General features: G+C 65.1%; 23 protein-coding genes. 9 read left to right on the top strand and 14 right to left on the bottom strand.

All coding sequences use genetic code 11. The annotated features are described in order from the left end of the window. Positions 1 to 21 precede the first annotated feature (21 nt). A complete protein-coding gene (locus AC1DRD_RS08560) occupies positions 22 to 288 on the bottom strand; it encodes an FAD assembly factor SdhE (RefSeq protein WP_478041051.1) in 267 nt (88 codons plus the stop codon). A gap of 72 nt (positions 289 to 360) precedes the next feature. On the opposite strand from AC1DRD_RS08560, the gene recG reads away from it, so the two are divergent. Continuing rightward, complete coding sequence (gene recG / locus AC1DRD_RS08555; RefSeq protein ID WP_478041050.1) at positions 361 to 2412, top strand: ATP-dependent DNA helicase RecG; 2052 nt, start codon at positions 361 to 363, stop codon at positions 2410 to 2412. Positions 2413 to 2438: 26 nt separating this feature from the next. Here recG and AC1DRD_RS08550 read toward each other — a convergent pair whose 3' ends face one another. The 5 genes from AC1DRD_RS08550 to serS form a co-directional block, all read right to left on the bottom strand. After that, positions 2439 to 2756: a PilZ domain-containing protein gene (locus AC1DRD_RS08550; RefSeq protein WP_478030393.1), complete on the bottom strand. Its 318-nt coding sequence runs from the start codon at positions 2754 to 2756 to the stop codon at positions 2439 to 2441. A gap of 86 nt (positions 2757 to 2842) precedes the next feature. Then, complete coding sequence (gene tyrS / locus AC1DRD_RS08545; RefSeq protein WP_478041049.1) at positions 2843 to 4069, bottom strand: tyrosine--tRNA ligase; 1227 nt, start codon at positions 4067 to 4069, stop codon at positions 2843 to 2845. A gap of 25 nt (positions 4070 to 4094) precedes the next feature. Further along, positions 4095 to 5171, bottom strand: coding sequence for a peptidoglycan DD-metalloendopeptidase family protein (locus AC1DRD_RS08540; protein ID WP_478041048.1), 1077 nt, complete (start codon positions 5169 to 5171; stop codon positions 4095 to 4097). Beyond that, positions 5168 to 5932, bottom strand: a complete 765-nt coding sequence (gene surE, locus AC1DRD_RS08535) for a 5'/3'-nucleotidase SurE (protein WP_478030390.1) — start codon at positions 5930 to 5932, stop codon at positions 5168 to 5170. The genes AC1DRD_RS08540 and surE overlap by 4 nt, the downstream gene beginning before the upstream one ends. Beyond that, on the bottom strand, positions 5929 to 7206 hold the full coding sequence (gene serS / locus AC1DRD_RS08530) for a serine--tRNA ligase (RefSeq protein WP_478041047.1): 1278 nt from the start codon (positions 7204 to 7206) through the stop codon (positions 5929 to 5931). Before serS ends, surE begins: the two co-directional genes overlap by 4 nt. Before the next feature lie 86 nt (positions 7207 to 7292). Between serS and AC1DRD_RS08525 the strand changes: the two genes are divergently transcribed. The 4 genes from AC1DRD_RS08525 to AC1DRD_RS08510 all read left to right on the top strand — a co-directional run bounded on the left by AC1DRD_RS08525 (position 7293) and on the right by AC1DRD_RS08510 (position 9995). Then, positions 7293 to 7733: a host attachment family protein gene (locus AC1DRD_RS08525; RefSeq protein ID WP_478030388.1), complete on the top strand. Its 441-nt coding sequence runs from the start codon at positions 7293 to 7295 to the stop codon at positions 7731 to 7733. Between the two features lie 246 nt (positions 7734 to 7979). Next, complete coding sequence (locus AC1DRD_RS08520) at positions 7980 to 8522, top strand: hypothetical protein (protein WP_478041046.1); 543 nt, start codon at positions 7980 to 7982, stop codon at positions 8520 to 8522. A gap of 531 nt (positions 8523 to 9053) precedes the next feature. Beyond that, positions 9054 to 9512: an RNA polymerase-binding protein DksA gene (gene dksA / locus AC1DRD_RS08515; protein WP_478030385.1), complete on the top strand. Its 459-nt coding sequence runs from the start codon at positions 9054 to 9056 to the stop codon at positions 9510 to 9512. A 108-nt stretch (positions 9513 to 9620) separates the two neighbouring features. Continuing rightward, positions 9621 to 9995: a PilZ domain-containing protein gene (locus AC1DRD_RS08510; RefSeq protein ID WP_478030384.1), complete on the top strand. Its 375-nt coding sequence runs from the start codon at positions 9621 to 9623 to the stop codon at positions 9993 to 9995. A gap of 46 nt (positions 9996 to 10041) precedes the next feature. Here AC1DRD_RS08510 and AC1DRD_RS08505 read toward each other — a convergent pair whose 3' ends face one another. Continuing rightward, a complete protein-coding gene (locus AC1DRD_RS08505) occupies positions 10042 to 10197 on the bottom strand; it encodes a YdcH family protein (protein ID WP_478030382.1) in 156 nt (51 codons plus the stop codon). A gap of 144 nt (positions 10198 to 10341) precedes the next feature. On the opposite strand from AC1DRD_RS08505, the gene AC1DRD_RS08500 reads away from it, so the two are divergent. Further along, the gene (locus tag AC1DRD_RS08500) at positions 10342 to 10539 is read left to right on the top strand and encodes a YdcH family protein (RefSeq protein ID WP_066811480.1); all 198 of its coding nucleotides are present in this window, start codon (positions 10342 to 10344) and stop codon (positions 10537 to 10539) included. An 84-nt stretch (positions 10540 to 10623) separates the two neighbouring features. Then, positions 10624 to 11085: a DUF1465 family protein gene (locus AC1DRD_RS08495; protein WP_478030381.1), complete on the top strand. Its 462-nt coding sequence runs from the start codon at positions 10624 to 10626 to the stop codon at positions 11083 to 11085. A gap of 33 nt (positions 11086 to 11118) precedes the next feature. On the opposite strand, the gene AC1DRD_RS08490 is transcribed toward AC1DRD_RS08495, so the two are convergent. Continuing rightward, positions 11119 to 12072, bottom strand: coding sequence for an NAD(P)H-dependent flavin oxidoreductase (locus tag AC1DRD_RS08490; protein WP_478041045.1), 954 nt, complete (start codon positions 12070 to 12072; stop codon positions 11119 to 11121). 162 nt (positions 12073 to 12234) lie between these two features. Here AC1DRD_RS08490 and AC1DRD_RS08485 point away from each other — a divergent pair, with 162 nt between their 5' ends. Beyond that, a complete protein-coding gene (locus tag AC1DRD_RS08485) occupies positions 12235 to 14823 on the top strand; it encodes a M1 family metallopeptidase (RefSeq protein WP_478041044.1) in 2589 nt (862 codons plus the stop codon). A 200-nt stretch (positions 14824 to 15023) separates the two neighbouring features. Here the strand turns inward: AC1DRD_RS08485 and AC1DRD_RS08480 are convergent, their stop codons facing one another. The 6 genes from AC1DRD_RS08480 to AC1DRD_RS08455 all read right to left on the bottom strand — a co-directional run bounded on the left by AC1DRD_RS08480 (position 15024) and on the right by AC1DRD_RS08455 (position 22278). Further along, positions 15024 to 15548: a gamma carbonic anhydrase family protein gene (locus tag AC1DRD_RS08480; RefSeq protein WP_478041043.1), complete on the bottom strand. Its 525-nt coding sequence runs from the start codon at positions 15546 to 15548 to the stop codon at positions 15024 to 15026. Positions 15549 to 15575: 27 nt separating this feature from the next. Next, positions 15576 to 16778, bottom strand: a complete 1203-nt coding sequence (locus AC1DRD_RS08475) for a TetR/AcrR family transcriptional regulator (RefSeq protein ID WP_478041042.1) — start codon at positions 16776 to 16778, stop codon at positions 15576 to 15578. 79 nt (positions 16779 to 16857) lie between these two features. Continuing rightward, positions 16858 to 17610 carry a 3'(2'),5'-bisphosphate nucleotidase CysQ gene (locus tag AC1DRD_RS08470; protein ID WP_478030372.1) on the bottom strand — a complete coding sequence of 251 codons (753 nt, stop codon included), beginning with the start codon at positions 17608 to 17610 and terminating at the stop codon, positions 16858 to 16860. Continuing rightward, complete coding sequence (cysN, locus tag AC1DRD_RS08465; RefSeq protein WP_478041041.1) at positions 17607 to 19526, bottom strand: sulfate adenylyltransferase subunit CysN; 1920 nt, start codon at positions 19524 to 19526, stop codon at positions 17607 to 17609. The genes AC1DRD_RS08470 and cysN overlap by 4 nt, the downstream gene beginning before the upstream one ends. 115 nt (positions 19527 to 19641) lie before the next feature. Beyond that, entirely contained in the window at positions 19642 to 20586 is a 945-nt protein-coding gene (gene cysD / locus AC1DRD_RS08460; RefSeq protein ID WP_478041040.1) for a sulfate adenylyltransferase subunit CysD, read from the bottom strand. A gap of 306 nt (positions 20587 to 20892) precedes the next feature. Beyond that, the gene (locus tag AC1DRD_RS08455; protein WP_478041039.1) at positions 20893 to 22278 is read right to left on the bottom strand and encodes an RNB domain-containing ribonuclease; all 1386 of its coding nucleotides are present in this window, start codon (positions 22276 to 22278) and stop codon (positions 20893 to 20895) included. 128 nt (positions 22279 to 22406) lie between these two features. Between AC1DRD_RS08455 and AC1DRD_RS08450 the strand changes: the two genes are divergently transcribed. Then, positions 22407 to 23294: a LysR family transcriptional regulator gene (locus AC1DRD_RS08450; RefSeq protein ID WP_478041038.1), complete on the top strand. Its 888-nt coding sequence runs from the start codon at positions 22407 to 22409 to the stop codon at positions 23292 to 23294. The last annotated feature ends 45 nt before the right edge of the window (positions 23295 to 23339 follow it).

The raw sequence follows: 23339 nt of genomic DNA, 5'->3' as shown, positions 1-23339 counted from the left end.
TCCCATGCAAGGAGGGGAGAACTACTTCTGGATCGGCACGAAATTCAGCTGCTTCATCGCCTCGATCATCGGCCCTTGCCATTGCGCGGGCACGTCCTGCGTTCCGATCGCCCAGGCCATGATGTCGACGTCCTGTTCTTCCAGAAAGGTTTCGAACCAGTCGATCTCGGCATCGTTCCACGTCGCGCCATGCGCGTCGAAAAATCCGCCGATCATCAGATCGGCTTCCTTGGTGCCGCGGTGCCAGGCGCGAAAGCGCAGGCGCTTGAGGCGGATATCGCGGTCCATTGGTCTCCAACGACAATTGGCCGGCAGCGCTTTGACGCGCAGTCGGCTGGGGCTAGGGAGAGCGAGATAGCTATGCGCCCCGATATCCTCAACCCGCTCTTTGCCGAAGTGACTGCGCTCAAGGGCGTGGGACCGGCGCTCGCCAAGCCACTCGACCGGCTGGGGCTGCACCGGGTGGTCGATGTCGCCTTCCATCTGCCGACCGGGTTCATCGACCGGCTACCGCGCGACGAGCTCGACATGGCCGATGCCGGACGGACGATCGCGATTACCGTGACGCCGGTCGATTACCGCATCAGCAGCAGTCCGCGCGGGCCGACGCGGGTTCACGCGACCGACGCCAAGGGCAATTATGTCAGCCTGATCTATTTCGGCGGCTCGTCGGGCTGGGTGAAGAAATTGCTGCCGCTCGGTGAGGCCAAGCGCATTTCGGGCAAGCTCGAAATGTATGGACAGGAATTGCAGATCGTCCATCCCGACCTGGCCGATCCCGGCGAGGGCTTTCGCGAGCGCGAGGCGATCTATCCGTTGTCGGAGGGGCTGACCTCGCGCCGGCTGGCGCAGATGGCGCATCAGGCGATCGAGCGCGCGCCCGATCTGCCCGAGTGGATCGAGCCGGGGGTCAAGACGCAGCATCAATGGCCCGACTGGCGCGAAGCGCTCGCCCGGGCGCATGCCGATCCCGCCGATCACAAGGCGCGCGAGCGGCTCGCCTATGACGAATTGTTCGCCAACCAGCTCGCTTTCATGCTGGTGCGGCAATCGTCCCGCGCGCGGCGTGGACGCGCGCTTAACGGCGACGGGCGGCTGCGTGCCATGCTCAACCTGCCTTATGCGCCGACCAATGCCCAGGCACGGACGATCCGCGAGATCGAGGGCGACCTCGCGCAATCGGCGCCGATGCTGCGGCTGCTCCAGGGCGATGTCGGCTCGGGCAAGACCCTGGTCGCGACGATGGCGCTGTTGATGGCGGTCGAGGCGGGCGCGCAAGGGGCGTTCCTGGCGCCGACCGAGATCCTGGCGCGGCAGCATTACGACACGCTGCAGCGTATGCTCGCCGGGCTGTCGGTCAATGTCGCGGTGCTGACCGGACGCGACAAGGGCAGGGTGCGCGAATCGACCTTGATGGGACTGGCGGATGGATCGATCCATATCCTGGTTGGGACGCACGCCATCTTCCAGGAAGCGGTAGCCTATCGCGATCTGGGGCTGGTCGTGGTCGACGAACAGCATCGCTTCGGCGTGGCGCAGCGGCTGTTGCTGCAGGAGAAGGGTACCGCGCCGCATTTGCTGGCGATGACCGCGACGCCGATCCCGCGCACGCTGACCCTGGCGCAATATGGCGAGATGGACGTCAGCCGGCTCGACGAGATGCCGCCGGGACGCCAGCCGATCGAAACGCGGGTGATGTCGGAGGACCGGCTGGGCGAGATCGTCGAAGCGCTCGGCCGGCATCTCGACAGCGGAGGTCAGGCCTATTGGGTGTGCCCCTTGGTCGAGGAAAGCGAGAAATCGGACCTCGCCGCGGCCGAGGCGCGTGCGGGGTCACTACAGGCGCGGTTCGGCGATCGTGTCGGGCTGATCCATGGCCGCATGAAACCGGCCGAGAAGGATGCGGTGATGGCGCGCTTCGCCAGCGGCGATCTCGGCGTGCTGGTGGCGACCACGGTGATCGAGGTCGGGGTCGACGTACCCAATGCGACGCTGATCGTGATCGAGCATGCTGATCGGTTCGGTCTCGCCCAGCTTCATCAGTTGCGCGGTCGCGTAGGGCGCGGCACGGGGCGCTCGATCTGCTTGCTCATCCGCGGCAACGGCCTGAGCGAGACATCGCGCGCGCGGCTGGCGTTGATGCGCGAGACCAACGACGGCTTCCGTATCGCCGAGGAAGATTTGCGGTTGCGCGGGGCTGGCGAGATGCTCGGGACGCGTCAGTCCGGCGAGCAAGGCTATCGCCTGGCGACGCCCGAGCATTTCGCTTCGCTGCAACAAACCGCGCATGACGACGCCCGACTGATGATCGATCGCGACGGTGGCCTGGACGGCCCGCGCGGTCAGGCGGCGCGGATCGCGCTGTACTTGTTCGAGCGCGATGCCGGGGTGCAATTGCTGCGGTCGGGCTAGGGCGGCCTGCCCCTGGGCAACCGCCCTCAGCGAACGTTCTTGAGCAGGGCCGAGAGCAGTTCGTAATATTCGGCCATGCCGATCGGCCGGTCGAGCTCGCAGCCGATCCGCCCGCCAAGCGACCAGCGGACCTCGGCGACGATCACGCCGACCACAGGAAGGGTGATGTGCAGCCGTTCGCCGATCGGGCGGTCGGCATCGACTCGCGCCATCAGCCCCTGGGCCGACATGTTGACGACCAGCACCGATACCGGCCGGGCATCGCCGCCGAAAGCGCGCGCACGGTAATGAACCTCATCCCGTGGAGCATCGCGTTGATCGCTATAGGCCAGTGCCGCGCCCATCGAGTCCTTTCCCGTTCGCTACAATGAGTAACGACCAGCCCATGAAAAGCTTGAAAAGGAACGTGTTTAACGGCTGTTAGCCATATTCACGCCGGCGTGAGCAAGCCGTGATGCTTCTTGCCCGCCGACACGCGCACCGGATTTCCCGCCATCACGATGGTGAACGCCTCGTCCGCCACCTTCTCCCCATCGACCCGCGCGCCGCCACCGGCGATCAACCGCCGCGCCTCGCCCTTGGATGTGCAGAAGCCGAGCCCGATCAGCGCATCGACCAGGCCGGTCGAGCCGGACACCGCAAACGTGGGCAGGTCGGCGCCCGCCGATCCTTCCTCGAACGTCTTGCGTGCAGTCTCGGCGGCCAGGTTCGCTGCCTCCTGGCCGCGGCACAAGGCCGTCGCCTCGTTGGCGAGCACGATCTTGGCCTGGTTGATCTCTGCACCCTCGAGCGATTCGAGCCGGGCGATTTCGTCGAGCGGCAGGTCGGTGAACAGGCGCAGGAAACGGCCGACGTCGCGGTCGTCGACGTTCCGCCAATATTGCCAATAATCATAGGCCGGCAGCGCATCGTCGTTGAGCCACACCGCGCCGGCCGCGGTCTTGCCCATCTTCGATCCGTCCGCATTGGTGATCAGTGGGGTGGTCAGCCCGAATACCTCGGTCCCGTCGACTCGCCGCGACAGCTCGATACCGTTGACGATATTCCCCCATTGATCCGATCCGCCCATCTGCAGCCGGCATGCCGAACGGCGCGACAATTCCAGGAAATCATAGGCCTGGAGGATCATATAGTTGAATTCGAGGAAGGTCAGCGGCTGCTCGCGATCGAGCCGGAGCTTGACCGAATCGAACGCCAGCATGCGATTGATCGTGAAATGCCGCCCGACATCGCGCAGGAACGGAATATATTCGAGCTTGTCGAGCCAGTCGGCATTGTTGACCATCACCGCATCGGTCGGCCCGTCGCCGAACGTCAGGAAGCGTTCGAATACGCGACGGATCGAGGCGATGTTGGCATCGATCGTGGCGTCGTCGAGCAGCCGCCGGCTTTCGTCCTTGCCCGATGGATCGCCGACCTTGGTCGTCCCGCCGCCCATCAGCACGATCGGCTTGTGGCCCGCTTGCTGCAGGCGGCGCAGCATCATGATCTGCACCATCGATCCGATGTGCAGCGACGGCGCGGTCGCGTCGAAGCCGATATAGCCGGGTACCACCTGCTTTGTCGCGAGCGCGTCAAGCGCGGCCGCGTCGGTCACTTGATGAATATAGCCGCGCTCGTTGAGCAGGCGGAGCAGGTCGGATTTGTAGTCGGTCATGATGGCGGCGCGGGTAGCACCGCCACTAGCGACTCGGCAACTTCGACAAGGGATCGACCGGCGTACGGCCCTGCCTGAGTTCGAAATGCACTTCCGGGCGGTCGGCGAAGCCGGTGTCGCCCGACAGCGCGATCGTCTGCCCGCGTTTCACCGCCTGGCCGCGAGTCACTATGACGCGGCTGGCGTGGCCATAGACGCTGGTCCAGCCATTGCCGTGGCGGACCATGACCAAGCCACCCAGTCCAGCGATGCTGTCGGTAGTGTAGATCACCACACCATCGGCCGCGGCCCGGATCGGCGTCCCCAGCGGCACCGCGATCTTTATCCCGTCATTACGCTCCCCGCTCGCGCCGCCGCCGAACCGCTTGACGACCCTGCCGCTCGCGACCGGCCAGAGGAAAGGCCCGCTGAGCGGCGAGGGCGCGCCCACCGCGACAGTCGAGGGCAGCGCCCTGGTCACCGAGGTCGCGGGGCGAACCGGCCTGACGTTATCCGGAATGGCGGGCTCGCCGCCGCCAGTGGCGATGTCGCCAAGGTCGATCTTGAACGCTGCCGCGCGCTCGGCGAGCGTTTGGGGCGGCCGTGTGCCGCCGGGGATCAGGATACGACGGCCCGACCGCAGCACATAGGGTTCGACCAGGTTATTGGCAGCGACGATGTCGGCCCAGCGGACGCCATAGGCCCGCGCGATCGCGATGCCCGATTCGCCCGGCCGGACCAGATGGTAGCGGCCGCCCGGAATGCGCAATTGCTGCCCGGCGCGAATGGTGAAGGGCGATTCGAGGGCATTTGCCCTGGCGATGATCTCCGAACCTGACCCGGTCTTGTCGGCAACGCCGCGCAACGTGTCGCCGGGCCGGACGATATAGCTCGATTCAGCGATCGTTCGCGCATCGGGTGTGACCGGCTTTGCTTCCCAGGCAGGCGGCGCCGAGGGCGGGGCAGTCATTTCGGTCTGCGGCGGCGGCGGGTCGTAATCTGCGACGGGCGGCGACCCCGCGTCAGATGGCCGCGCATAATTGGTCTGCGGGATGCATCCCGAGAGTCCGAATATCAAAAGGACAAGTGTGATCATTCGCATCGCGGGCCCCCCCTGCGTCATCGATACGCTTTCTCCAGCATAGCCAATGAATCACGATGCGTCAGGTCCATCTGTAACGGCGTCACGGTAATGAAGCCGCGCTCGATCGCCTCCAGGTCGGTATCGGCGGCCGGCGTGTGCTCGACGCGGCCCAGGCCCATCCAATAATAAGCGAACCCGCGCGGGTCGGTGCGCTCGATCACCTTGACGCGGCCATAGTCGCGCAATCCCTGATGGACGACGCGCACGCCCTGCACATCATCGGGCGGAATCGGCGGAAAGTTGACGTTGACCACGACGCGCGGATCGACCGGTGCGGCGATCAACGGCGCCAGCACGCGTTCGCCCCACGCCTCAGCGGTCTCGAACGTAACGTCGTGGCCGGGCGCTTCGGCACCATAACGCTGGCTGATCGCGATCGAGCGGATGCCGGCGAGCGCGCCTTCCATCGCCGCGCCGATCGTGCCCGAATAGAATACGTCCTCGCCCAGATTGGCGCCGCGATTGACTCCCGACAGGATCAGATCGGGCTTGGCGTCGCGCATGACATTGGCCAGCGCGAACATTACCGCATCGGTCGGCGTGCCGCCGACGGCGTAGCGCTTATCGTCGAACCGCTTGACCCGCAGCGGTTCGGTCAGTGTGAGCGAGCGACCCTTGCCCGATTGCTCCTCGGCCGGCGCCACGATGGTGATGTCGTCGGAAAAGCACCGCGCCAGACGTTCGAGCACGGCAAGTCCGGGCGCGTGATAGCCGTCGTCATTGGTGAGAAGGATTCTCACGCCTTGGGCTCGAGCCGGTTCAGCCCACCGAGATACGGTTGCAGCGCATCAGGGATCGCCACCGCGCCGTCTTCCTGCTGATAATTTTCCAGGATCGCGACCATCATCCGCCCGACGACCAGCCCCGAGCCGTTCAGCGTGTGGACGAACGCCGGCTTGCCGTCCTCGCCACGGAAGCGCGCGTTCATCCGCCGCGCCTGGAAATCGGTGCAGGTCGAGCAGCTCGAAATCTCGCGATAGCGCCCCTGGCCCGGCAGCCAGACTTCGAGATCGTAGGTGCGGGCCGCGGAAAAACCCATGTCGCCGGTGCACAGCTTCATCCGACGGAAAGGCAGGCCGAGCCGGGTCAGCACGTCTTCCGCGGCGGCGGTCATCCGCTCATGCTCGGCTTCCGACTGATCGGGCGGCACGATCGAGACCATCTCGGCCTTTTCGAATTGGTGCTGGCGGATGAAGCCGCGCGTGTCGCGTCCGGCGGCGCCTGCCTCCGAGCGGAAGCAGGGCGTCAGGGCGGTGAAGCGCAGCGGCAGCTCGGCGCCGGCCAGGATTTGTTCGCGCACGATATTGGTCAAGGACACTTCGGAGGTGGGTATCAGCCAGCGACCATCGGTGGTCTGAAACAGGTCCTCGGCGAACTTGGGCAATTGCCCGGTACCGAACATCGCCTCGCTGCGCACGAGCAGCGGCGGCACGACTTCCTCATATCCATGGTGTTTGGTCAGCACGTCGAGCCCAAACTGGCCGAGCGCGCGGTTGAGTCGCGCCGCGGCGCCACGAACCAAAGTGAAGCGCGCGCCGGCAAGCGCCACGCCGGTTTCGAAGTCCAGTCCGAGCGCCGGGCCGATGGCGTCGTGCTCGCGAATTTCGAACGCGAAAACGGGCTTGGTGCCACGCTCGTGCATCAATTGGTTATCATCTTCATCCGCGCCGGCGGGCACGTCGTCGAGCGGGAGATTGGGGATCGCGGCCAGCGCCTCATTCAGCGCCGCCTCGGTGGTCCGTTCCTCTTCCTCCAACTCGGGCAAGCGCGTCTTGAGCGTCGCGACTTCGGCCATCAGCGCGCCCGCGGTCGCTTCGTCCTTGGCCGCCTTGGCCGCGCCGATCGCCTTCGACGCCTCGTTGCGGCGAGTCTGGCCGGCCTGCAATTCGGTGATCACAGCGCGGCGCTTTTCGTCCAACGCGAGCAGGTCCGATGCCATCGGTGACAGGCCGCGACGGGCCAGCCCTGCATCGAAAGCTTCGGGATTGTCGCGGATCAGGCGGATGTCATGCATAGCGGCGAGGCTATGGCGGGGCGGGACGAGGCGCGCAACCCGGTGGCGTACTGCGGCGTTCAACTCCCAAACCCGAGGAGAACATCATGCAGCTTCGTCACAATACCCTCGTCGTCGTCGCCGATGGGCGCAAGGCGCTGTTCCTGCGCAATGAGGGCGATGGCGTGCACCCCAATCTGGTGGTCGAACATGCCCAGGACCGGATCAATCCCGCCGATCGCGACCAGAAAAGCGACGCGCCGGGCAGCACCGCCAGCTCGATCGGATCGGCGCGCAGTTCGATGCAGGAAGTCGATTTTCACCAGCAGGAAGAGGATCGCTTCGCCGCCGATGTCGGGGCGATGCTCAAGGAACGCGCGCTCGCCAACGAATTCGAATCGCTCATCATCGCCGCGCCACCGCACACATTGGGCGAGCTGCGCAAACATTATCATGTCGAGGTCGCCAACAGATTGGCCGGCGAAGTCCCGAAGAACCTCACCGGCCATCCTATTCCCGAAATCGAGAAAGCGTTGAGCGCAGCTTAGGCCGCGATCGTCTCGGTCTTCTTCTTCGTCAGGCGCTTACGCGCGACCATTGCGGCCGCGGCACCGCCGAACAACAGGATCATCGGCGGCGCCGGCACCGGGGCTGGTGTGCCGCCGGTCGACCCAGTCGAGGAGCCGTGGCCACCGGTCGAGCTCCAGCCGCCGTTCGACGACCAGCCGCCGTTCGAACTCCAGCCCCTGGACGACGAGCCGTAGCTCGACGACGAGGTCGACGAGGAGCCAGACGTGGAGGAAGAGCCCGAGCTGGCGGACGAGTTGGACGAGCTCGATCCGTTCGAGGATGAAGACGTCGAAGACGACGAGCCGTTAGAGGAACTCGAGGTCGACGAGGAGGACGAGACGTCACCCGAAGATGAGGTTGAGGACGACACGTCGCCCGACGACGACGAGGAGACGTTACCCGACGAGGTAGAGGAGGTGCTGCCCGACGAGAAGCCGCCGGTTGAGGAAGAGGTCGAGGACGAACCGCCCGAGCTGGACGAGGTCGACGAGATCGCAATCCCGCCGCTGCCACCGCCGCCGCCGCCAAACCCGCCGGCGAAGAACCCGCCGCCGCCGCCGCCCCAGCCGCCACCGCTTCCGCCAACGATCGGCACACCGCCGCTCGATCCGGTGAATGCGGGCGGCATCGGCAATGGAGCGCCACCGGCAACCGTCACGATTGCGGGTGGGCAGGTCGTCGTGGTCGTCACCACCTTGCGAACGCGCGATCGGGCGGCGCTCGCTACCCGGGCCCGCACGACATGTCGCTTGTACGTCTTGGCATAAACGGGACGAGCCTTGGCGCCGTCGGCCACTTTGACCGCACCGCCGCCGATAATGGCGCCCCCGCATGCGCAGGCGCATAGTTTAGCCATCGCCATCCGGACAGACATCGCGTCTACTTTCTCTCTAACCGTCGCTGACCCCACAGAGACGGTGGTGATTCTCGCAGTTACTTCGCTGCTAGTGCGATAGTGCAAAACAAAGAATTAAGCGCAATTCCGTTAACCAATTATAGTCGCCCGATTTGATCTTTATATCGATCGATGGAGGTGCGGTTATGGTTAACGTGTCATTGTGATACGGCCTGGGTTAACTTCTTCGCCCGATCCAGGGTCTCGACATGTGACCAAAGGGTGAAGGGGCGGTTCACGCCGTCGTCATCAACTCCCCATTATCGTGCCGCGGACGCGACGGGCTTTTTGTTTGTCGCCAATCGCTTGTGGAGCCGCTTCCACGCCGCTATAGGCCCGCTCGTCATTAGGGGTCCGACAGGCGCACGGGAACAGTGTTCCAAGGGCCAAACGGAGAGTGGGGATGGCAACGGCTTTGAATCGCATGGATGATTCCAGTTTCAGCGTACCGGCCAACGATGGCGACGGCTATCGGCCGAGCCCTGACGAACCTTTTATGAATCCGCGTCAGCAGGAATATTTCCGCGACAAGCTGCTGCGCTGGAAGGAAGCGATCCTCAAGGAAGCGGAAACGACGCTGTCGCAGCTTCAGGTCGAGCCGCTGCGCGAGGCGGATCTAACCGACCGCGCATCGAGCGAGACCGACTGGTCGATCGAATTGCGCACGCGCGATCGCCAGCGCAAGTTGATCTCCAAGATCGATGCCGCGCTGCGCCGGCTCGATGAAGGCGAATACGGCTATTGCGAAGTCACCGGCGAACCGATCTCGCTCGGCCGGCTCGAGGCGCGACCGATCGCGACGATGACCGTCGAGGCGCAGGAGCGTCACGAGCGCAACGAGAAAGTGTCGCGCGAGGACTGATCCGATCCGTTCTGGATCGGATTTTTCGTTGGGCCTGCGGTTTAACGCTTTCGATAATCTTTCGGCCTAAGCGTTCGCGGGCGGCATGGACGCGTTTTTGGCAGGCATATGGACCACGTTTCGCACGATCCCTTAACCGACGGCGGCGCCGAAGACGCGGTGGCACAGCGTAACGACGCGCGCGACAGTCTGTTGCTGGTGGCGCGGTTTCGCATCGAAGGCTCGACTGAAACCACGCAGGTGCGCGTCCGTAACCTGTCATCCGGCGGACTGATGGCCGACGTGCCCAAGCCGATCGATATCGGTACGATGGTCGAGATAGAGGTGCGCGGCGTCGGTTGGGTCAATGGCCGCATCGCCTGGATCGCGGCTGGCCGCGCCGGCGTGGCATTCGATCACCCGATCGATCCTCAGGCCGCGCGCAAGCCGGTCGTAGCCAACTCGGGTCCGGTCAAGGACAAGCCGATCAAGCCGCTATTCTGACGGGACGACCCGGGCGCATCGCACCCGGGCCCCGGTGCACGCGGGATCAGATCGCCGCGATTGCTTCCTTCACACGCAATTTCTGCTTCTTGAGATTCGCGAGGATGCGGGTGTCGGGCGCTGGGCGCTGGCTTTCGGCTGTGATCTGCCGGTCCAACACCAAATGCTTCGCCTCAAGAGCTGAAAGGTGCGAGTTCTGCATGGGAGCGACCTCCTTCATCAAGGTGGGTGGACCAATAGAACACGAGTCGCGCGATTTGTCGCCATCGATTTCACTTTCGATTCGACGCGGCGCATCGTTTTGGCGACAGAGCGGTCGTCGAGGGCCCAAAGGACGCGAAGAGCGATGGACGAAGCGCAGATCCACAAACGGCTGGACGCCCTCAGGACCGAGCATCGCGACCTCGACTCGGCGATCGAGGCGTTGCGGGTATTGGGGTCGAGCGACCAGCTCCAGATCGCCCGGCTGAAGAAGCGCAAGCTGTTGCTGAAGGATGAGGTTACCGCGCTGGAGAACCAGTTGATTCCCGACATCATCGCGTGATCGAATCCGGCCCTGATCGAATTTGGGACGCGGTGGTCCTTTCGCCGCTTGCGGGAACCGTCGTTTGTGGCAATCGTATTGCGCATGACAGGTGAAGTCACCGAACTGCGCATCCATCGCAAAATGATCGACTCGCTCTACGTCGAGGCGATGGTGCTGGCGGACGAGGCGCGCGGCTATTTCGACCAGGGCGCGCGCGTCGAGCGCGAGGCGCTGGATCCGCTCGGTCGCGTCACCTTCTCGTGCGAATCGCTCAAGGTGACGACGCGGCTGATGCACGTCATCGCCTGGCTGCTGACCCAGCGCGCGGTCGATTCGGGGGAATTGTCGCCACGCGACGCGCTCGATCCCGCGCGGCGTCTTGGCGATGCGCCGATCACCGACCGCGGGGTGATCGAGCAGATGCCGGCCGATGCGCGCGCGTTGATTACCGCCAGCATCGATCTCCATCGTCGCGTCGCGCGTCTGGACGGCGCGCAGGCCGACTCGTTGCCCGCCGATAGCCCGGTGCAGTGGATGCAGGCCCGTCTGGCGATGGCGTTTTAGAAGGTCGTCATCGCCCGTCGCACTATGTGAGGGTTACAGCGCGGCAATGCGCGCCTTCGCTGCCTTATACTCTGCTTCAAGCCGATCGACGCGTGCGGCGACCGACTCGACCTTGTCGATCACGCCGATGCCCTGGCCCGATCCCCAGATGTCCTTCCAGGCCTTCGCCTCGCGATTGCCGCCGAAGTTCATCGTGCTGAGATCGCCTTCCGGCAGATTGTCGGGATCCATGCCCGCCGCGACGATCGAGCCGCGCAGATAATTGCCGTGCACGCCGGTGAACAGGTTCGAATAGACGATGTCCGCCGCCTTGCTCTCGACGATGCCCCGTTTGTAGGCCTCGACGGCATTGGCTTCGTCGGTCGCGATGAAAGGCGAGCCGATATAGGCGAGGTCGGCGCCCATCGCCTGAGCGGCAAGCACCGCGCCGCCGGTCGCGATCGCGCCCGACAGGACCAGCGGGCCATCGAACCATTGCCGGATTTCCTGGGTGATCGCGAAGGGCGACAGGCGTCCGGCATGGCCACCGGCGCCCGCCGCGACCGCGATCAGCCCGTCGGCGCCCTTTTCGATCGCCTTGCGCGCGAAACGGTCGTCGATAATGTCATGAAGCGTGATCCCGCCCCAAGCGTGCACGGCCTGATTGAGTTCCTCGCGCGCGCCGAGCGACGTGATGGTGATCGGCACTTGCCATTTCGCGCAGATGGCGAGGTCGCCTTCCAGCCGGTCGTTCGACTTGTGGACGATCTGATTGACGGCGAAGGGGGCGGCGGGGCGATCGGGATTGTCGCGATTCCACGCCGCGAGTTCCTCGGTGATCCGATGCAGCCATTCGTCGAGCAGGGTCTGCGGCCGCGCGTTCAAGGCCGGAAAGGACCCGACGATTCCCGCCTTGCACTGGGCGATTACCAAATCGGGTCCGGAGATGATGAACAGCGGCGACCCGATCACGGGCAGGCGCAGGCGATCGAATATCGGCGTCCTCATGCCGGTTTCATAGCGCAACCGAAACCACAGTCCAGCAGCCCGGACAAATTTTCGAATTGACGGTACGGAATGGGCGAATCGGGCCGAATCGATCCATTTGCCATTCGCACGCACCGCGTTATGGCCAAACAATACACCATATCACCAAGGTCCAAGAATCGCATGAAGATCGCCGTCACTGCCGCGCTGCTGCTCGCCACCGTCTCCACGCCGGCGCTCGCCGCAGCGCGACTGCCGACAGACGTCGTGCCGGTGTCCTACGACATCAAAGTCGATCCCGACGCGCAGAAGATGACCTTCACCGGCACCGAGACGGTCAACGTCACGGTGAAGAAGGCGACCAGCACGATCATCCTCAATGCCGCCGACATGACGATCAGCCGCGCGACGATCGACGGCAAGGCGGTGCCATTCAAGCTCGACAACGATGCGCAGCAATTGACCCTGACGCTCCCGGCGCCGGCCAAGCTTGGCAACCACGTCATTACCTTCGCCTGGACTGGCAAGATCAACGAATCGGCCGCCGGCTTCTTCGCGATCGATTACACCAATGACGACGGGTCGAAGGCGCGGATGCTCGCGACCCAGTTCGAGGCGCCCGATGCGCGCCGTTTCGCGCCGATGTGGGACGAGCCCAGCTTCAAGGCCAAGTTCAAGCTGTCGGCGGTGGCGCCCAAGGGGCAGCTCGCTTTCTCCAACATGCCCGCCACCATGACCAACCGTCCCGACGGCACCCAACTCTATAGCTTCCGGCAGAGCCCGATCATGTCGAGCTACCTCCTGTTCCTCGGCATGGGGGACATGGAGCGCAAGACCGTGATGGCCGGCAAGACCGAGATCGGCGTCATCACGCGCAAGGGCGTCAAGGATCAGGGCGATTACGCGCTCGCCTCGGCCAAGCGGCTGCTGACCTATTATAACGACTATTTCGGCCAGCCTTATCCGCTGCCCAAGCTTGACATGATCGCTGGTCCGGGCTCGTCGCAATTCTTCGGTGCGATGGAGAATTGGGGCGCGATCTTCTATTTCGAGCCGGAGCTCCTGTTCGACCCGAAGCGCGCGACCGAGAGCGACAAGCAGCGCATCTTCGCCGTGGTCGCGCATGAAATGGCGCACCAATGGTTCGGCGACCTCGTCACCATGAGCTGGTGGGACGATCTGTGGCTCAACGAGGGCTTCGCCTCGTGGATGGAGAACAAGACCTCGGGTGATCTCAATCCCGACTGGTTCGCCCGCGAATCGGCGGTAGCGTTCGACCGCGAAGGCGCAATCGGGACTGACGCGACCAGCGCGACGCACCCGATCATCCGCCATGTCGAAACCGTCGATCAGATTGGCGAAGCGTTCGACGGCATCACCTATCAAAAGGGCCAGGCGGTCATAACGATGATCGAGTCGGTGCTGGGTCCGGACAAGTTCCGGGACGGCATCCGCCGCTACATGGCGAAATACAAATACGGCAACACCTCGACCGATATGTTGTGGGACGAGCTGGAAGCGGCGTCGGGCGTCAAGATCAAGGATAGTGCGCACGATTTCACCTTGCAGGGCGGCGTGCCGATGGTGACGCTCACGTCGGGCAAGTGCGTCAACGGTCAGACCGTTGCGACGCTGGCGCAGGGTCGGTTCGGGCTGGACGAGGCGTCCAAAACAGCGACGACTTGGCGTGTGCCGTTGCGGGTCGGGACGGTCGGCGGCGAGCCGGTACGGGCGATCGCGACCGGTGCGTCGACCAACGTCACCATGCCGGGCTGCGGCCCGGTGGTACTCAACGTCGGCAAGGGCAGCTATTTGCGCGCGCGCTATGCGGGCGACGCCCATGCGGCGCTGGTTGCTGACTACGCCAAGCTAGCGCTCGCCGATCGGCTGGGAACGTTGGGCGACGATTTCGCGCTGGCGCGATCGGGCGATCAGGATTTCTCAGCCTGGGCGGCGACGTTTGCCGCGGTGCCGAACGATGCCAGCCCGCTCGAATGGTCGCTGCTCTCGGCCGAGCTGGGTTCGCTGTCCGGCCTCTATGAAGGCAGTCCGCTCCGCGCTCAGGTCAACGCGCTGACGATCAGGCGGCTCGATCCGGTGCTCGCGTCGATCGGTTACGAGGCCAAGGCCGGCGAGTCGCCGCTGGTAACCAATTTGCGCGAGGATCTGGTCGGGCGCCTGGGGGCGGCCGGCGATCCGGACGTGCTGAGTCGGGCCCGCGCCTATTTCGCCAAACTCCGCACCGATAGCTCGGCGATCCCGCCGGCGATCCGCGCGCCGATCCTCGCCACCTTCGCCCGCAATGCGACGCCGGCCGATTGGGACGCGCTGCTCGCGCTGACCAAAGCGGAGACGAATCCAGTCGTGAAGAACGAATACGTCCGCCTGCTCGGGGCGACGCGTGATCCTGCGCTGGCGCAGAAGGCGCTCGACCTACTCAAGACCGACGTGCTGACCGCGCAGCAAAAGCCGGTGATCCTGGGCGCAGTGGCGGGCGGGAATCCCGATTTGGCGTTCGACTATGCCGTCGCCAACGCCGACATGGTCAACGGCTTCCTCGAAGCGAGCACGCGCGCTGGCTATATCGTCCGCCTGGGAGCGGGGTCGAACGATCCGGCGATGCCGGGCAAGATCACCGCTTATGCCGAGAAGAACCTGCCGGCGGCATCGCGCGGTGGCGCCAAGCGCGCGCTGGCGACGATCGCCGTGCGCAAGGCTGCGGCGGATCGGCTGCGAGCGGGGGTGATGGCCTGGGCGGCGAAGGGGAACTGAGGGGCTAATCTAAGCCACGATCATCATGCCGGGCTTGTCCCGGCATCCAACGCGGAACGGCGGCTGGATTCCGTTGTGGAGGGTTGGCGTTCGAGCGAGATCCTGTCCCCCGGACACGATCTTGGCTTGCCGGGGGCAAGCCAAAACTCGAACGGGCACAAGGCGGGGGTGACGATTGGGACTCCGGAGTCTGGTGCGGATCAGTCGATCCGCTTCAGCCCTTTCGCGAAACGATGCGCATTGGCGATGTAATGCTCCGCCGACGCCTTCAGGAACGCGCGCTTGCCGGGGTCGAGCGTCTTGGTCGCGCGCGCCGGCGAGCCGACGATCAGGCTGCCAGTCTCGAACGTCTTGCCCTCGGTGATCAAGGCGTTGGCGCCAATCACAGATTCGTCGCCGATCACCGCCTGGTTGAGGACGGTCGCTCCCATGCCGACCAGGACTCGATTGCCGACGGTGCAGCCGTGCAGAATCGCGTGATGGCCGATCGTGCAATCCTCACCGATCGTCAGCGGCACGCCATAATCGGAATGCAGCATCGTCCCATCCTGGACGTTGGTACCGCTGCCGACGGCGATCAGGGAGGTGTCGCCGCGGATCACTGTGCCGAACCACACGCCGACATTGTCGCCCAGCACGACCTCGCCGATGACATGCGCGTCGGGGGCGATCCACACGCCGCTGCCGATGACCGGGACTTTCCCGTCGAGTTCGTAGATGGGCACCTGGTTCTCCTCGCGAGACGACTAAGATCAGAAGATGCCGGAGCGCAAGGCCGCGGAGAATTGCGCGACGGCATCGCCCAGCGGGTGCTGTCCCGCCCAACGCCGCAACGATGCGGCGGCGTCGATCGCGGCCATGATCGCGTGCCCCGCAATCTCCGGATCGACCGCGCGAACCGATCTGTCGGCGACGCCGTCGGCGATAGTGCCGGCGATGTGCCGCGTGACGCGGTCGGTCCGCTGCAGCATCTGTTCGCGCAGGTCGATCGGCAACGCTTGGTAGGCGCTGGTGCGCAGCAACGGGCTGTCGGCGGCGAATTGCAGCGCGACAAGGCTCGACACCATGATCGCCAACCGCTCGCCTTCATCGTTGCCGGACGCGTCAGCGCGCGCCTGGGCCGTGTCGAGCAACGCATAGCTGCGGTCGAAACAGGCGACGACCAGATCGTCCTTGTTCTCGAGGTGATGATAGAAGCTGCCGGTCGACACGCCGAGCTCGGCGGCGATCTTTTCGACGCTCGCGCCGACATAGCCTTCGCGATTGATCAAATTGGTGGCGGCATGGAGGAAGCGCGTCTGCGCGTCACCGCCGTCCGGCGGATCGAGCGGGGCGATGTCGACCGGCCAGTCGCGGGCGGCAGCAAGACCGCGATCGAGGATGTCGAACAACCGCGCCTCGGCCCGATCGAGGTCGCGTTCGAGATAATGCGGCAGCCAGGCCGGCAGCCAATGCACATTGTGGATCAGGATCGAGCTGGCAATGAGCGTGCGCGATTCCGCCTCGGGCGCTTCGCCGGCGTCGAAAAAGCCACGCACCAGCCGCGCCATCTCGGTGTAGAGCGCATCGAGCGGCGCGCGCGTGTCGGGGTCGAGCGCACGCATATCGGACAGCAGCGCCAGTTTCGTCGCGCCCGGCAGCCGTTGGCGAAGATGCAGTTCGAACTGGTCGTGCAGGAAAGCGCGGGCGCGCGAGCGGGGATCGGGCCCGTGCGCGGCCGTCGCCGCGCTGTCGCGCAGGCGAAGCAAGGTGCGCTCCAGACAGGCCGCCGCCAGCACGTCCTTGCGTTTGAAATAATAGGTCACGCTCGACGTATCGAGCCCGAGTGCCTTGGCGACCGCGGTCAGCGTCATGCCACGCGTGCCGTGTACATTGATGAGGTTCGAGGCGACGTCGAGAATCTCGCCGCGGCGCCGCGCGAAGCGTGGCGTCTGGCGGGCGGGGTCGACGGTCATGGCGCCACTATACTGGCTAGCCCAAGCGAGACAAATCGTCGCTGAAGAGCGGTCTCTGCTTGAGATGCGGAAGTTTCGATCAGCCGGCCACGGCCGTCGCACGCAACGCGTCTGTCACCTGGGCGAGCAACTCCTTGCGGCAGATCAGCAGATCGGGGACCCAGGTCTCGGCGCAATTATAGACGAAGGGTGATCCGTCGAGCCGCGTCGCGTGCAGGCCGGCGGCGAGGGCAACCGCGACCGGCGCCGCATTGTCCCATTCATGCTGCCCGCCGGAATGAAGGTAGATATCGGCGAGGCCGCGGACGACCGCCATCGCCTTGGCGCCGGCCGATCCCATCGGCACCAATTCGGCGCCGATCGCTTCGGCGACTGCGATCGCCTCGGGCGCCGGGCGCGTGCGGCTGACTACCATGCGCGGCGGGTCGTTGAGCGGCTGCAGGGCAGGGGGAGCGTCCGAGCGCAGCACCAGACCGGCGTCGGGCAGCGCGACCGCGCCCAGCTCGGGCCGTCCATCGATGCAGAGGGCGACATGGACCGCCCAATCGTCGCGTTCCTCGCCATATTCGCGCGTGCCGTCGACCGGATCGATGATCCAGGTCCGCGACTTCGCCAGGCGGCTGCCGTCGCATTTGCGCTCTTCCGACAACAGGCCGTCGTCGGGCCGCTCGGTGCCGATGGCGTGGCACAGTAATTCATTGGCGGCGGCGTCGCCAACCTTGCCCAGTTCCTTGGCATCCCAGGTGCGTGAGGCGCGGACTTCCTGCAGCAATTTGCCTGCCGCCGCGGCAATCTCCGCCGCGAAATCGGCGTCGGCCTGGGTCCAGCTCACAGGTCGGGGCTCCACACGCCCATGATATGCTCGACGATGCGCTCGGCCGCCGCTTCGGGCGTTTCGCGCGTCGTGTCGACCCGGATATCGGGCCGCTCGGGGCGTTCATAGGGACTCGAAATGCCGGTGAAGTTGCGGATCTCGCCCGAGCGCGCCTTCTTGTAGAGCCCCTTGACGTCGCGCGCTTCGGCGACCTCGATCGGTGTGTCGACGAATATCTCGACGAAATCGCCTTCGGGCAGCATCGCGCGTACGATATCGCGCTCGGCGCGGAACGGCGAGATGAAGGCGGTCAGGACGATCAGCCCGGCATCGGTCATCAATTTGGCCACCTCGCCGACCCGGCGGATATTCTCGATGCGGTCGGCATCGGTGAAGCCCAGATCCTTGTTGAGCCCGTGGCGGACATTGTCGCCGTCGAGCAGATAGGAGTGGCGTCCGAGCGCGTAGAGCTTCTTCTCGACCAGATTGGCAATGGTCGACTTGCCCGAACCCGACAGGCCGGTGAACCACAGCACCTTGGGCTCTTGACCCTTCTGCTGCGCGTGCGCGGCGCGGCCGATGTCGATCGACTGCCAATGGACGTCGCGCGCGCGACGCAACGCGAAGTGCAGCATACCCGCGGCAATGGTGGCGTTGGTCAGCTTGTCGATCAGGATGAACCCGCCGAGATCGCGGCTGTCGGCATAGGGCTCGAACACCAACGGCTTGTCGGTGACCAGATTGGCGACGCCGATCGCGTTGAGATCGAGCGTCTTGGTCGCGATCTGCTCGAGCGTGTTGACGTTGACCTGATATTTCGGCTGGTGGATCTGCGCGCTGACGGTCTGCGTGCCGAGCTTGAGCCAATAACCGCGCCCGGGGAGCAGTTCCTCGTCGGCCATCCACACGATCGTCGCTTCGAACTGGTCGGCCGCTTGGGGCGGGGAATCGGCTGCGGCGATCACGTCACCGCGCGAGCAATCGATCTCGTCAGCCAGCGTCAGGGTGACCGACTGGCCAGCGACCGCGACGTCGAGATCACCATCCAAGGTCACGATGCGCTCGACCCGGGTGGTCTTCCCCGAGGGCAGGATGCGCACAGCGTCGCCCGGCGCGATCGTCCCTTCGGAGATCAATCCGGCAAAGCCGCGGAAATCGAGATTGGGACGGTTGACCCATTGCACAGCCATGCGGAACGGTTTGGCGCGGTCGGTCTCGCTGTCGAGTTCGACCGTCTCGAGATACTCGATCAGCGTCGGGCCGACATACCAGGGCGTGTTGCCCGACAAAGCGGTGACGTTATCGCCCTTGAACCCCGAAATCGGGATTGGGGTGAAGTGCTCGATACCGATGCTGGTCGCGAAGTCGGCATAGTCGGCGACGATCGCATCGTACGTTGCCTGATCGTAGCCCACCAAATCCATCTTGTTCACCGCCAGCACGATGTGGCGGATGCCGATCAAATGGGCGAGGTACGAATGACGCCGCGTCTGGGTGAGGACGCCCTTGCGCGCGTCGATCAGGATCACCGCGAGGTCGGCGGTCGACGCGCCGGTGACCATGTTGCGGGTATATTGCTCGTGGCCCGGCGTATCGGCGACGATGAACTTGCGTTTTTCGGTCGCGAAGAAGCGATAGGCGACGTCGATCGTGATGCCCTGTTCGCGCTCGGCGGCAAGCCCGTCGACGAGGAGGGCGAAATCGATCTCCTGCCCCTGCGTGCCGACCCGCTTGCTGTCGGCCTCGAGCTGGGCGAGCTGATCGTCGAAGATCATCCGGCTGTCGTAGAGCAGCCGTCCGATCAGCGTGGACTTGCCGTCATCGACCGAGCCACAGGTAATGAAGCGCAGCAGCGTCTTGCGCTGATGCTGTGCGAGATAGGAGTCGATGTCCTCGGCGATGAGCGCGTCAGGGCGGTAGGTTGGGGTGGTCATGACGGATCACCGTCATCCCGGCGGAGGCCGGGATCGCCGGCGGCAGGCGGGAGGGCGCGATCGCCAGCGGCCCCGGCCTTCGCCGGGGCGACGATCTTGGATAGCTCCCGCCGCATCAGAAATACCCCTCCTGCTTCTTCTTCTCCATGCCCGCGCCGCCGGCATCCTTGTCGATCGCGCGACCCTGGCGTTCCGACGTGGTGGTCAGCAACATTTCCTGGATGATCTGCGGCAAGGTCGCCGCATCGCTCTCGACCGCGCCGGTCAGCGGATAGCAGCCGAGCGTGCGGAAGCGGATCGAGCGTTCGACCGGCACTTCGCCGGGATTGAGCAGAAAGCGGTCGTCATCGACCATCAGGATCAGCCCATCGCGCTCGACCGTCGGACGCGGCGCCGAGAAATAGAGCGGAACGATCTCGATCCCCTCGAGATGGATGTACTGCCAGATGTCGAGCTCGGTCCAGTTCGACAGCGGGAAGACGCGGATGCTTTCGCCCTTGGCCTTGTGCGCATTATAGAGGTGCCAGAGCTCGGGACGCTGATTCTTGGGATCCCAGCGATGCGAGGCGGAGCGAAACGAGAAGACGCGCTCCTTGGCGCGGCTCTTCTCCTCGTCGCGCCGCGCGCCGCCGAATGCCGCGTCGAAACCATATTTGTCGAGCGCCTGCTTCAGCCCCTCGGTCTTCCAAAGATCGGTGTGGAGCGCGCCATGGTCGAACGGGTTGATCCCGCGCGCCATCGCATCGGGATTGTGATGGACGAGCAATTCCATCCCGGCCTCGCGCGCGGCACGATCGCGCAGCGCGTACATGTCGCGGAACTTCCAGGTCGTATCGACATGGAGCAGCGGGAAGGGCGGCGGCGCGGGGTAAAAGGCCTTGCGCGCCAGATGCAGCATGACCGCGCTGTCCTTGCCAACCGAATAGAGCATCACCGGACGCTCGGCTTCGGCCACCACTTCGCGCAGGATATGGATGCTCTCCGCTTCCAACCGCTGCAGGTGTGTGAGCGCCGCGGGTTCGATCGTCTCGGAAGTCTGGGCCAACGGCCGGGTCGCCATGCTTTACCTTTCGGGGCGCAGCCTAGCCAGCTGCGCCGGAAATGCACCAATTTCGAGAGCGCTACATAGGGATAGTGCGCCGCAGGCATAACTGCGCTTTCTTTAGCGCCGGAAAGGGTCGGTTGAGTCCGGGCGTATCCAATGCGGACCTCCTTTGTGGCTTCGTGTCTTCGTGCGAGTTGAAATCAGGCCGACGGTGCGAGCCCGACGGGATAATTGGCTCGCACAAAGACACGAAGGCGCAAAGAAGAGAAAAGTTTGGTTGGCGCGCAGGTCGATTGAGCTTCGCGTAGCGAAACTCCTTGATCAGTTGACCCTGGCGAAGGTGATCGACCGGTGATCCGGGTCAGCGACGGTTAGCTTCACGCGGATCGTGTCGCCGGGTTCGACGCCGTGCGCGTCGACTCGTGCGACGACCGGTAGGTCGCTCAACTGGATGCGCGCGCCGCGATCGTCGAGGTCGGTTACGACCGCGCCGAAAATCTCGCCGACATGGTCCTTCAGCATTACTGCTTCGCCCAGATCGATCACGGCGCGATCGATCTGACCGCCGGTGGCGTCGGCATGGGCCATCACGCTGGGCAGCTTCTCGAAGGCCTGGACGACGACGCCCGGCACGGGCTGGCCGTTGGCGATCGCCAGCGTCGCGCGCACGACATAGCGATCGGCTAGCCGGCGCAGCGGCGCGGTCGCCTGAGCATAGGTCGCCGCCATCGGCGCGTGCCACGGTACGACCCCATCGCGATAGGGCTGGTACGAGGCGCCGCCGCCCGCGCGCCGGATCGCCAGCATGAACGCGGCCTGGCGCGGGTCGTTGGGGTCGAGGCCCTTTTCGTAATCCTCGAGCGCGACGGTGGCGGGCCAGTCGAGCTTGAGCGCACGGGCGGTGTTGCGCAGGCGGAGGATCGCGCGCTCGTCCGGCGCGGGCATGACGCGAAACAGGCCGGTATGGTGCGCCTGGAGCGCATTGGCGATCGCCAGATTGGTCGCCAGCGACATGGCGGCGTTGCGGTCCTCGGCTTCCAGCCGCGGGCGGAAATGGAGTTCGAACGTGCCGTCGGCTTGCTCGGACACTTCCTGTTCCGGCGGATCGACGCGCGAGGCGCCGCGCGCATCCTCGGCGGCGGTGATACGGCGCGCGAGTTCGGCGAAATCGGGCGGCAAGTCGCTGTCGCGGACGCTGTCATAAGCGAGCTTGGCCCGGCTGCGGATCAGCGCGCGTTCGGCGCCATCGAGCTTGACCGACCCATCGGACGCGACGCGCACCGTGAAGATGATCGCGGGGCGGGGCCCGTCGGGGAGCAGGCTGGCGGCGCCTTCGGCCAGCACCGGCGGATAAAGGCCCGCTTTGCCGTCGGGCAGATAGAGCGTCGTGCCGCGTGCCCATGCTTCAAGATCGATCGCGTCGCCATCGCCAACGAACCAGGCGACGTCGGCGATCGCATAGCGGAGCAACAGATCGCTGCCGGCCGCTTCGATCGCGAACGCCTGATCGAGATCGGTCGAGGTCGCCGGGTCGAGCGTGACGAAGGGCACGGTCGTGCGATCGACATGCTCGGTCGGCACGCGTTTCGCGGCCGCTTCGGCGGCGGCGAGCACAGTCGGGGGGAAAGCGGCGGGAACCTTGAACTGGCTGCGGACCGTAGCGAGTCCCTGCGCGAGCGCATTGGACGGATCGACGAGCGTCTTCATCGCCGGTCGGTATAGCGGGCGATCAAGGCGGGGAAAGCCCTGGCGCAGCAGCGGAGCGCGAGTGAGGCAGGGGCTGCGAGATCCCGGCGCCGGTTGACACCCGCCGTCGCGAGGTAAATCGATACGGCGTGAATCTCAGGTTACTCGAATATTTCGTGGCGGTCGCACGCGAACGGCATTTCGCCCGGGCAGCGGCGGCGTGCAACGTGTCGCAGCCGACCTTGTCGGCCGGCATCGCCGCCTTGGAGGAACAGCTCGGGCGACGGCTGATCCAGCGCGATCGGCGCTTTACCGGGTTGACCGACGAAGGACGCGCGGCGCTGCCCTGGGCGCAACAGGCCATCGCGATGATCGAAGGACTGGAGCATGCCGCTGAACTGGCACACGGGCCGCTGACCGGCACATTGCGCCTCGGCGTCATCCCCGCGGCGATGCCGGTGGTCGGGCAATTCGCGCGCGCGCTCGCGGCAGCGCATGCGGATCTGGTGCTGAGCGTGCGATCGCTGACCTCGCGCGAAATCGAGCGCGGGCTCGCCGCATTCGAGCTCGATGCAGGGATCACCTATCTCGATCACGAGCCGCCGACCTCGGTGCTGGCGGCGCCGCTCTATGCGGAAAGGGCGATGTTCCTGTGTCACCGCGATGCGCTCGCCGATTGCGCGGGGATCGGCTGGAGCGCGGCGCTTTCCTTCCCGCTCTGCCTGCTTCACGAAGGCATGCAGAACCGGCGCATCCTCGACGATCATCTTTCGCGTAAAGGACTGGCCGTGCGGCCGGCGGCGACTGCGGACAGCTATGTCGCCTTGCTGGCAATGGTCGAGGCGGGGCCGTTCGCGACGATCGTTCCTGATACTTATGCCGAAATCATCCCTAGTGGCGGCTGGGCCAGGATCGTTCCGTTCGATGATCCGCTTCCGCCGAGCCGCATCGGCCTGATCGTGCTCGATCGCGCGCCGATTGGTCCGCTGGCGAGCGCCGCGCTTGCTACTGCCCGATCGCTAGCGGCGCTGCTGTGATAGAGACTTTCTATCGAAATCAAGGATTGTCGATTTGACTTGGCG

This window comes from Sphingomonas sp. P4_G2 (genome assembly GCF_056401155.1).
Note: the sequence above shows the minus strand (reverse complement) of the source record. Positions and strands in the feature narration are given on the sequence as shown.